This is a genomic window from Domibacillus robiginosus, from assembly GCF_000966195.1.
Classification (GTDB): Bacteria; Bacillota; Bacilli; order Bacillales; family Domibacillaceae; genus Domibacillus; species Domibacillus robiginosus.
On sequence record NZ_LAHL01000039.1, the window covers coordinates 1 to 9,824 of the forward strand.

Here is a 9,824-nt window from a genome sequence, read left to right on the forward strand (position 1 = left end):
TATATATGTATATGAATATACAAATTAATTTGTATTCTTGTATATGGATGATGGAAATTGATAAGCGAAATACGAGCAATACAGTACAAATCTATTTTAAAAGTAGGAAGTTTAGTTCAATTGGAAAAAATAACAATTTCCACTTTTAACGTGCTCTATGCTTTTTTGAAGGTGTCTTTGAAGTCATGGCGTTTTATAATGGAAACAAAGGGGGAAGAGAATGGGATTTTTCGGTGACCAAAAAGATAAAGAGGTAAAGCAGAGAGTGCTGTGCGCTGTTTATGAGAATACACGAACAGTGGATCAGGAAATAAAAGCAATGTCTCGCATTTTGCAGGACCTTCTTCAGCAGCCGCTGACTGAAGACAGGGAGATTATTTTCTTATGTGTTGGCTCAGACCGGTCGATTGGGGATGCGCTGGGCCCTTTAGTTGGAACCATGCTAAAAGAAGAAGGTGTGCCTTACGGTATATACGGTACACTGGAAGAGCCGGTTCATGCCTTTAATCTGGAAAGTACACTAAAATTGCTCAAAAGGCGGTTTCGGCGTCCGTTTATCATTAGTATCGATGCTGGGCTGGGAGAAAAAGAACAGGTAGGGGCAGTTTTGTTGAAGGAAGGGCCTCTTCTGCCAGGTCAGGCATTGAAAAAAGTACTGCCGGCAGTAGGAGATTATCATCTGACAGGTGTGGTGAATTACCTTGATCCACTGCCAGCAGCGCAGTTTTTAAACGATACCCGACTGCATACGGTAATGAAGCTGGCCAAAACAATCGTACATGTCATTATTAGCCACAACGAAGGCCGCTCTGGATGAGCGGCCTTCATTTGTTATTAAATAATAGAAATGGCTCCTGTCAGCACCGCGACCACAATAATGAAAAGGGAACAAAGAATCGACCATTTAATCGCATACCGCTGAAATTCTCCAAGGTCGGTTTTCACCATACCAACTAGCAGAAGGGTAGAAGCTACGAGTGGGCTTAAAAAATGAACCGGCTGACCAAGAACGGAAGCCCGTGCCACTTCAACAGGGTCGATTCCGTAAGCAGATGCGGCTTCTGCTAAAATAGGCAGCACACCGAAATAGTAAGCATCATTTGACAGCACAAATGTAAAGGGCATGCTGGTTAATGCAACAACAAGAGGGAAAAATGAGCCCAGAGATTCCGGAATAATAGCCACAAGTGAATTGGCGATTGCATCAACCATTTTGGTTCCTTCAAAAATACCAGTGAAAATACCTGCTGCAAACACAAGTGTTACGACTGTAAGGGCATTACCTGCATGTGACAGCATCCGTTCTTTCTGCTGTTCTAAATCTGGATAATTGATCATGGAAGCAAGCACAAAACCGATTAAAAACAATACGGGTACGGGAAGAAGCCCCATCACTAAAATCACCATAACCGAAAGAACCAGCAGTAGGTTTACCCACACTAATTTTGGGCGCTTAATATCTTCCTGCAAAGCATAGGCTGCTGCTGCTTCTGAAAGAGAAGCCTGATTCTGGGTAGCAGGATCAATTTGGATGACCCCAATACGTTCACGTTCCTTTTTGCCCAGAAGAAAAGCGATACCAATCACACAAATCATGCCGCCAAACATCGTTGGCAGAAGTGGAATGAAAAAGTCGCCCGCATCAAGACCTAACGAGGTAATCGCTCTTGTAGCAGGTCCACCCCAAGGTGTCATGCCGCTCATAATGCTTAAAGAAAGCAAGGAAATCGTCGCCAGCACAAGCGGCTTCATCCCTAAACGTTTATAAAGCGGAAACATAGCTGAAATGGTAATCATATGAGTGGTTGTCCCATCTCCGTCAAGTGCAACCGTCAGGGCTAATACGGCTGTCCCAATGGCGATTTTGACCGGATCTCCTTTTACAATCTTCAGCATTTTCTGAATAAGAGGGTCAAATAAACCTGCATCAATTAAAACACCGAAAAACAAAATAGCGAACAAAAGCAGAGCAGCGGATGGTGCAACGGTTTTTAAGCCTTCGAGCATCATATCCCCAAGCTTGGAACCAAATCCGCCGATTATGGCAAAGATAATCGGAACAATCGTAAGTGCGGCAACGGGGGTTAAACGTTTAGCCATAATCAAATACGTGAACACAATGACCATGGATATACCGAGTAGTGTAAGAATAAAAATCCCTCCTATTAAGTAATCGCTTACAAATTTTAAATATCCAAATATTATTTGTTCTGTACCTAGATTAATACAAAATAAAAGATAAAGGAAATACATTATTTTTTTGTTTTTTTATAAAAAAAACTTATAATCCAAAACGCAGGAGTTGTCCCTGCGTTTCGATTTTAGTTATATATTTTCTTTTTTATTTAAAAAATCAATAAAGGTTTTGACGGTAGATAGCCGTAATGCATCCTGGCTGTACATAAGCCACGTATTTCTTAGGACAGGCTCTCCGTTTTTAAAAGATAGTCCATACGTATGGAGGTTATCTGAAGGCTGAAGGCAGATTTCTGGCAGGATCGACACGCCAAGCCCCTGCTTGACCATTTCTTTGCAGGTTTCCTGCCGGTCGTTTTCCATCGTTACTCTCGGCGGATCCGGAAAGCGGTCATGCCACCAGCCATTCATTAAGTTTTTCAGAGAACTGTCTGTTTTATAGTTGATAAAAGGAAGGTCAGGCAGGTCTTCCAAATCAACTTCTGCTTTTGAAATTAAACAAAGCCTCTCTTTATGAAGCAATGTTTTGATGCCATACCATTCATAGTTACCGCGTAAAATGCCCAGCTGTACACTGGAGGAATTTAAAAGGTGCATGATGTCCGTGCTCCACCCCGTGTTTACACTGAACTGAACATTTGGATACTGGGCGGAGAATTTTTTTAAAATCTTCGGCAGCCTGTACTGGGCAAAATTGCTGGAAACGCCAAGGCGAAGGGTGCCTCTTACTTCATTTTGCATATTCAGCATGTAATCCTTTGTTTTCTGCAATTTTTTGATCATTTCTTCTGCGTAATCGGCTAAATAAATGCCTTCGGATGTAAATTCAATGCCGCTTTTAATTTTAAAAAACAAGCTTGTGCCAAATTCTTTTTCAAGATTTTTTAAACGATAAGTGAGAGCCGGCTGTGAAATATATAAACGTTCAGCAGCCCGGCTGAAATTTTTCTCTTCATATAGTACCCGAAGAGCCACCCAGTCTTTTTCATCCATTTTCGTCCGCCTCCATTTTAGATTATAATTTTTTTTTTGTTTTTATTGAAAAAAATATGTATTTCATTTATCGGTATCTTTATCATACTATACACTTATCGAATGTGAAAAGGTGGTAATGACGATGAAAGTACCTGTAGTGATTATGAGAGGCGGCACAAGCAAGGGTGTTTTTCTGAATCATGAGCACATGCCGACAAATCCGGCGCTTTGGGAAGAATTCCTGCTTGATGTAATGGGGAGCCCGGACCAGCGTCAGATTGATGGATTAGGTGGCGCTAATTCTTTAACAAGCAAAGCGGCCATTATTAAAAAATCTGATTCTCCAGCGTTTGACGTGGAATATACATTTGCGCAGATCAGTATTGATCATCAAATGGTGGATTTTAAAGGCAACTGTGGAAATATTTCATCGGCTGTTGGACCATATGCGATTGAGCAGGGCATGGTTCCGATAAAAGAGCCGGTTACGAAGGTTCGAATTTATAATACAAACACGAAAAAACTAATTATTGCTGAAGTAGAAGTGGAAAATGGACAGGTAAAAGTAGAAGGGAATTGTGCTATTCCTGGCGTGCCTGGTACAGGCTCTCCGATTTACTTATCGTTTACGCAGGCAGAAGGCGCTGTAACCGGAAAGCTGTTTCCAACAGGGAACCCCATTGATATGATCAAAACGAGAGACCGGCTTATCCCCATCTCTATTGTAGATGTAGCCAATCCGCTCGTTTTTATCCGGGCACAAGACGTCGGGCTAAACGGAACAGAGCTGCCTGCGGAGTACACGTCTGAAAAGCTAAAAGAACTGGAGGAGATCCGTTCCATCGCAGCGGAGATGTGCGGGTTTGCGAATCGAAAAGAAGCGACTTTAAAGTCTCCAGCTGTCCCGAAAATGACGATCGTGGCTTCGCCTGCGGATTATATCGACCGTACTGGGGTGCAAAGGAAATCAGCGGACATGGACATTGTAATCCGGATGATGTCCATGCAAAGACCGCATCAGGCGCTGGCCATTACCGGTGCGATTTGCACAACAGCTGCTGCCTTTCTTGAAGACACTATTCTGTCAGACTTAATTGATATTAAACAGGAAGTATTCCGGCTGGCCCATCCAGCAGGGATTATGGAAACGAAAGTAGACTTTGTTGCCGGGCATATTAGTGCCATCAAGGTAGTTCGTACGGCAAGAACGATTTTAGAAGGCAACGTGTTCACAAAAAAGAATTATGTACTTTCTCATCAGCTGGCATAACTTCTGTTTTGAAAATCCTTTATAGGTGATAGACACCAGCAAAAAGATGAAAGCTGATGGGTTCATAACTAAACATTCAGGAGGAATACGTTGATGTGGATCATTACGCTTTATTCTAAAGAAGCAATTAAAATGTTTGAATTTGATACGAAAGAGGAGGCAGTAAAAGCGTATCAAAACATGGATGGCCACGCATTTTTGTCCAATATTATTTATTACAATGATCCCTGTTTTGCATCTTAAAAGAGAAAGCTTTCCCTGCATTTTGAATAGCGTTTTATTTGGACACTTGAATACCATTTATTTTAAAAGACGGGAGCGTCCGTACATATGAATTTGGATAAATCTCTGGCAAAAGCGGTAGTTGAAATTAATCAAACTGCCAATACATTTCGGTCAAGTATTGTGATTTGTACAGACGATAAATATATAGACGCCAAAAGTATCCTTGGTTTAACTTATAGTGTACTGAGCTCTAAAAACTTTAAGCTGGAAATACATGGACCGGATGAAGAGAAAGCCAAAACAGCTATGATGCGTGTGTTTATGAGAAATGGTCTGCCTGTTGAAGCGTGATAAGAAAGGGCAAGACGATAAATAGACTCCTCTGAAACTAAACCAAAAAACAACCATCCGAATCTCCTGACAGGAAATTCGGATGGTTGTTTTACGTAATCAAGATTCTGCTGTCTGGCTGCCAGGCATGTAAAGAGATTTATCCTCTACTTTGTGCGTTATGATTGCAATCACCGTACCGAACAAAATCATACCGGCGGCAATCAGTGTAATCCATGTAAAGCTGAGACCGCTGTTTAAGAAAATGGTTCCGAGTGTGGCGCCAATACAGTTGGCTAGGTTAAATACGGAGGCTGCAATGGTCCCTGATAGAGAAGGGGCTTCCCGGCCGGCGATAATGATTTTCGAATTTAAAAGCGGTGTTGTGCCGAATGTTCCGGCACCAAACAAAAAGCACATCGCAAAAGCAAGCGCGTAATAAGGAATCAGGAACGTGAATAGCGCCAAAACAGCGGCTAAAATCACGAGCGCCAAAATAAGCCGCTCTGTTAAACGGGCTGCTGGAATCCTGCCGGAAACAAAGTTACCAATTACGGCACCTAATCCAAAGAAAAAGAACCCGATCGTAATGCTGCTTACGTCAAACCCGGCTAGTTCTCTCAGCATCGGTTCTAGAAACGTGTAGGCGGTAAATACACCAGAAAAGCCAAACACAATAATAGCGAGAACAAGCAGTACATTTTTGTTTTTAAAAATTTTCAGCTCTTCTTTCAGTTTTGGCACAGTTACGTGCTTCTGGTTCGGCGTGGTGAGCATAATGCCAAGCAGTGATATTACACCAAGCAGCGTAATGAACCAGAACACGTATCGCCATTCAAAAATGCCGCCGATATAAGAGCCGGCCGGAACACCTAGCATAATCGCAATGGTCAGGCCGCCTTGTACCGCTGCAATTGCACTTGGCTGTTTTTCCGGTTCGGAAATGTAAAAAGCAACCGACATACACAGACCAAAGAACGGTGCATGCATGGAGGCGGACAAGAGCCGGGAAGCGAGCAGCACTTCAAACGTCGGGGCAGTCGCTGCAATCATATTACTGATAACAAAAATGGCCATCATCCCAATTAATAAAGGCTTTGGCGTCATTTTAATTGTGAGGATTCTGACAAGAGGACCAAACACGGCCACGCTGATTGCATACACACTTAAAAGCAGGCCTGTGGTCGCTACTTCTACATGTAAATCCTCTGCAAATTGCGTCAGCAGTCCGGTTACTACATATTCTGTCATGCCAATCGCAAATGTTCCAATCATAAAAACAAGTAAAACTACCTTTCTAGAATGCTGTAAATGGGTCATCGATTCACCCTTTCTTTTATGTTAAAAAACTATACTAAATCATTTCAAAAGAACCTTCTATAAAATGTGCATAAAGAAGCGAAAAGTAGTGCTTTTTAAGAAAGTTTAATCATTAAAGCCAGGTTCTGTTTGAGTTTATTGTTTTCAAAGTGTTCTTTTGGAGGGTGCGAAAAAATATTGTCCTTGCTTTAAATCGCAGATAAAAACATAGAAAAAAAGAAAGCGGCCGTCTGGAAACAGACAGCCGCTTTCTTTCTACCCTATTCAATCGTTTACTAAAATGTTCGTTATTATCGCCAGGTGTCTTATTCCTATATAATCAATATAGCTGATTTTGCAAGCCGAAGCTTTAAAGACCGGAATTCTTTATTACACTTCGTTTTCCTAACAATAATAGACCATGAGGAATTACTTGGCGCGGGAATAGGTTTGAATATAAAAGCCATTTGTTTCCGACCATTCCCCGTAAAGGATATCTTTAATTCTGCTGTAGTTTTCCTTTTTTAATTCGCGAAGAAGCCATTCCTTCGTTTTTCCGATCGACTGAAGCTCTTTCTCTTTTATTTCCCCTTCTTCAATTACTAATGTAGAAGGAGCTTCATCTTCAGGGGTAAGTCCCAGTATATCAGGGGTGACGCTGCTGGACTTAGTATGTAGTTTTACGCTGATGTCTCCGCCGGGCTCTAAATAAAGGTCACGCACTTCCCGGAGAGTAAAAACGCCTTGTTTTCGGAGCATGGTTCGCACCTGCTCGATATCCAGGTGGTTTTTTTTCATTTGTTTATGGTCTAGTTTTCCATTACGGATAATAAGAGAAGGCTTGCCTTTAAGCAGTTCCTTCACACCGTCTCTTTTTTGTCCATATACTTCAATTACATAAATGGACAAGCCCCAAATACAAATCGCAAAAAGAATCTGCCCGATAGAAACCTGTTGATCATAAATACCTTCTTCTAAAATCCCGCCCAATACCAGGGCATAGACGAAATCAAAAGGAGTAACCTGGGACATCTCTTTTTTGCCAAGGAGCCGGGTTACGACAATTAAGCCAATCAGCCCAATAATAATTTTAAGGGCTATTTCTGCATAGATCATCTTATCACCTCAACTCTTTTATTTTCACTCTCCCATTTCGCAGGAAGTTAAACCTCTTCTTAAACAAAATTGTGATATACGGTTAAAAATAACTATTATTTATTTGAAAGTGGAGGCATCAGTCGCTGGCAATATTTTATAAAATAATATATGAAGAGTACTTAATAATGAAGAGATCTATTATTGAGAAGCAGCTCCAGGCTATTGATCTGTATCAAGTAAAAAATATAGTGGCTGCTTCTTGTTTCCCTTGGCGAGCCGCTTGTGATAGAAGAGTTAGTTGCTTATTATATGCGTAATGTCGATAAGGAAGAAGGTAAATCGATTTTTCATATCTATTTAACGAAAGAAGAACTGATGGCAGCAGGTAGTACCTTTTTTTAATGGGTCATATAACTGAAAAGCAACAGAGGGAAAATGCACGTCATTCAGAATACAATTGAGAAGATCCTTTCCTTATAGCAGCGGGCAAAATCACCACTTGCTTTTTAAAAGAAATTGATTTTCCTGTTATATACAACTTTTTTTCATTGTTACCTTACAAAAAATCGCATGTTCACTTTTTTAGCATGAAGATGAGTACTTTATCTCAAAAACAAGATCTGGAGGCTTTTTATATAATAGAAACAATGAAAAGCTAACAATTTCCGAAAGCGTTTTAATCAAAAGTGAAAGTCATAGAAATAAGAAGCAAACTTGTCTTCATATTATTAAACTTATCTTCTGGATCGTTTGGACCACTGACTTTATGAAATATAAAAAGATATTAGTATTAGCCCTTCCCTCAATTTCTTCTTTTGCAGCCATGACTGTCACTGGGACCGTCAATTTGATTATGGTCGGAAGCCGGGATACTTTAACGGTTGCGATTGTCGGTGTCTCCAATATGATTATGTATAATGTCTGGGCATTTTTTCGGGCTCGGCCATACAGTGAATTACTTATTGCCCAGCATTACGGTTCTGACAGGATGGAACGAGGCATTAAGCAGACTGGGATTGCTCTTTATTTATGTATAGCGGCCAATTTATTCATTCTTTTCGTCGGACTGTTTGGGTCAGAAGTGATTTTAGCTGTAAGGGGCTCTTCAAAAGACTTGGTCAGGGAAGGAAGAGGCTATTCTTCACTATTTTTGTAACACAGCTGGGCACCAACTCATTCGCATTCAGTGAAGTAGCGCTCAGCGTAACTTCTCAATTGGAAAAGCACCGACACCTGGTGTCGCTTTATAGACTTATTACGGCGAGCGGCATTGCAGTCATGATCCACTTTTACCGAGTGGACTGGCTGTCGATAGAACTCAAGTCAGAACAGGGAAGCAGTCCTTTGGTAAGCAAAATAAAGGAATAACGAAAAAAATCGGTTCGAGGCTGTGCTAAATAAAAATGGCTAGGGAATTCACAGACAGCAAGTACAACTGGAGAAAAAGCAGGCACTATTTCCTTCTATAGAAAAAGTGCCTTTTTTGAACAAAAAATTAGCGCTGCATTCAGGTGCCCAATTTCTGGCAGCAGATCAATGGGTACCAGCTTCCGCCACACAAGCCATGAAATTGTGAAGTTCGCGGCGAAACATGGCTGTGACGTCATCGTATTCGAATACCTGGGCAGAATGAAAACCCCAAAGGGGTTCTATGGGGCCAGGAAACTTCGCTTCAAACTTCACGGGTGGCGGAAAAAAGGCATCCAGAACAAAGTGGAAGAAATGGCGCACTGCCTGGGTATGCGCATTTCCTGGATTAATCCGCTGGTGCTGTACTGTATTCAAGATAAGGGATGCTCCATCAAAATCTTTGATTTAGGTGGAGAGGTTCACTGAAGAGGATAGGACGGATATGATTGCTGCTGGCAAACATAAAGTGTTCATTTATTTAAATGGGCCTTTAAGCAATTTTTTTGCCCAGAGCTTGCTGTTTTTCTCTAGAATGTCTCAAAAATTCAGTTCTATTCTTGGATTTGCTAACAAGGGGGATGAGGAAAATGCTAATTGAGGAAGCAAAAGAATTTAAAAAATATTGACGTTTAAAAAAATCATGTTATATTACTAAGCGTCGTTAAAATAATAACAAAGAAAAAGTAAAAGCAGAGGAAACAGAATGATTTTAAGAAATAACATCTCTTTCAAAAAAGTTGTTGACTCAAAATTCTCTGCATGATATGATTAATTAGCTGTCCGATACGACAGTGCGAAGAATTGATCTTTGAAAACTGAACAAAATAAACGTCAACGTTTTAAATTTTTATCTTCTATTAAAAACACCCCGTGTTTTAATAGAAACAAATGAGCAAGTCAAACTTTTTTGGAGAGTTTGATCCTGGCTCAGGACGAACGCTGGCGGCGTGCCTAATACATGCAAGTCGAGCGGACTTGACGGAGCTTGCTCTGTTCAAGTTAGCGGCGGACGGGTGAGTAA

At 41.0% G+C, this 9,824-nt stretch carries 11 protein-coding genes and 1 rRNA gene; 7 read left to right on the top strand and 5 right to left on the bottom strand.

Annotated elements, in window-relative coordinates; all coding sequences use genetic code 11:
- The first annotated feature begins 220 nt into the window (after positions 1-220).
- Positions 221-817, top strand: coding sequence for a spore protease YyaC (yyaC, locus tag VP97_RS17065; protein WP_245629923.1), 597 nt, complete (start codon positions 221-223; stop codon positions 815-817).
- Positions 818-834: 17 nt separating this feature from the next.
- Here yyaC and VP97_RS17070 read toward each other — a convergent pair whose 3' ends face one another.
- Positions 835-2,151 (bottom strand): CitMHS family transporter, encoded by a 1,317-nt coding sequence (locus VP97_RS17070; RefSeq protein ID WP_050183296.1) that lies wholly within the window; start codon positions 2,149-2,151, stop codon positions 835-837.
- 174 nt (positions 2,152-2,325) lie between these two features.
- The gene (locus VP97_RS17075; protein ID WP_050183288.1) at positions 2,326-3,189 is read right to left on the bottom strand and encodes a LysR family transcriptional regulator; all 864 of its coding nucleotides are present in this window, start codon (positions 3,187-3,189) and stop codon (positions 2,326-2,328) included.
- A gap of 124 nt (positions 3,190-3,313) precedes the next feature.
- Here VP97_RS17075 and VP97_RS17080 point away from each other — a divergent pair, with 124 nt between their 5' ends.
- The 3 genes from VP97_RS17080 to VP97_RS17085 all read left to right on the top strand — a co-directional run bounded on the left by VP97_RS17080 (position 3,314) and on the right by VP97_RS17085 (position 5,017).
- Positions 3,314-4,441 carry a 2-methylaconitate cis-trans isomerase PrpF family protein gene (locus VP97_RS17080; protein WP_425388483.1) on the top strand — a complete coding sequence of 376 codons (1,128 nt, stop codon included), beginning with the start codon at positions 3,314-3,316 and terminating at the stop codon, positions 4,439-4,441.
- Between the two features lie 90 nt (positions 4,442-4,531).
- Positions 4,532-4,684, top strand: coding sequence for an RNA-binding protein (locus VP97_RS23965; RefSeq protein WP_156153536.1), 153 nt, complete (start codon positions 4,532-4,534; stop codon positions 4,682-4,684).
- An 87-nt stretch (positions 4,685-4,771) separates the two neighbouring features.
- Positions 4,772-5,017 carry an HPr family phosphocarrier protein gene (locus VP97_RS17085; RefSeq protein WP_050183290.1) on the top strand — a complete coding sequence of 82 codons (246 nt, stop codon included), beginning with the start codon at positions 4,772-4,774 and terminating at the stop codon, positions 5,015-5,017.
- A 99-nt stretch (positions 5,018-5,116) separates the two neighbouring features.
- Here the strand turns inward: VP97_RS17085 and VP97_RS17090 are convergent, their stop codons facing one another.
- Together VP97_RS17090 and VP97_RS17095 are read right to left on the bottom strand one after the other, a co-directional pair.
- The gene (locus VP97_RS17090) at positions 5,117-6,316 is read right to left on the bottom strand and encodes an MFS transporter (protein WP_050183291.1); all 1,200 of its coding nucleotides are present in this window, start codon (positions 6,314-6,316) and stop codon (positions 5,117-5,119) included.
- Positions 6,317-6,724: 408 nt separating this feature from the next.
- Positions 6,725-7,411: a DUF421 domain-containing protein gene (locus VP97_RS17095; protein ID WP_050183292.1), complete on the bottom strand. Its 687-nt coding sequence runs from the start codon at positions 7,409-7,411 to the stop codon at positions 6,725-6,727.
- Positions 7,412-8,159: 748 nt separating this feature from the next.
- Between VP97_RS17095 and VP97_RS17100 the strand changes: the two genes are divergently transcribed.
- The gene (locus VP97_RS17100; protein ID WP_050183293.1) at positions 8,160-8,549 is read left to right on the top strand and encodes an MATE family efflux transporter; all 390 of its coding nucleotides are present in this window, start codon (positions 8,160-8,162) and stop codon (positions 8,547-8,549) included.
- A gap of 377 nt (positions 8,550-8,926) precedes the next feature.
- On the opposite strand, the gene VP97_RS23970 is transcribed toward VP97_RS17100, so the two are convergent.
- Positions 8,927-9,178, bottom strand: coding sequence for a hypothetical protein (locus VP97_RS23970; RefSeq protein WP_156153537.1), 252 nt, complete (start codon positions 9,176-9,178; stop codon positions 8,927-8,929).
- A 67-nt stretch (positions 9,179-9,245) separates the two neighbouring features.
- Here VP97_RS23970 and VP97_RS23975 point away from each other — a divergent pair, with 67 nt between their 5' ends.
- A complete protein-coding gene (locus VP97_RS23975; protein WP_156153538.1) occupies positions 9,246-9,401 on the top strand; it encodes a hypothetical protein in 156 nt (51 codons plus the stop codon).
- A 306-nt stretch (positions 9,402-9,707) separates the two neighbouring features.
- Positions 9,708-9,824, top strand: a 16S ribosomal RNA gene (locus tag VP97_RS17110); the annotation flags it as partial.

What these genes read in the sequence shown, in the direction of transcription:
- yyaC (WP_245629923.1), top strand. Translation starts at nt 221, where the DNA reads ATGGGATTTTTCGGTGACCAAAAAGATAAAGAGGTAAAGCAGAGAGTG.
- VP97_RS17075 (WP_050183288.1), bottom strand. Translation starts at nt 3,189, where the DNA reads ATGGATGAAAAAGACTGGGTGGCTCTTCGGGTACTATATGAAGAGAAA.
- VP97_RS17080 (WP_425388483.1), top strand. Translation starts at nt 3,314, where the DNA reads ATGAAAGTACCTGTAGTGATTATGAGAGGCGGCACAAGCAAGGGTGTT.
- VP97_RS17085 (WP_050183290.1), top strand. Translation starts at nt 4,772, where the DNA reads ATGAATTTGGATAAATCTCTGGCAAAAGCGGTAGTTGAAATTAATCAA.
- VP97_RS17090 (WP_050183291.1), bottom strand. Translation starts at nt 6,316, where the DNA reads ATGACCCATTTACAGCATTCTAGAAAGGTAGTTTTACTTGTTTTTATG.
- VP97_RS17095 (WP_050183292.1), bottom strand. Translation starts at nt 7,411, where the DNA reads ATGATCTATGCAGAAATAGCCCTTAAAATTATTATTGGGCTGATTGGC.
- VP97_RS17100 (WP_050183293.1), top strand. Translation starts at nt 8,160, where the DNA reads ATGAAATATAAAAAGATATTAGTATTAGCCCTTCCCTCAATTTCTTCT.
- VP97_RS23975 (WP_156153538.1), top strand. Translation starts at nt 9,246, where the DNA reads ATGATTGCTGCTGGCAAACATAAAGTGTTCATTTATTTAAATGGGCCT.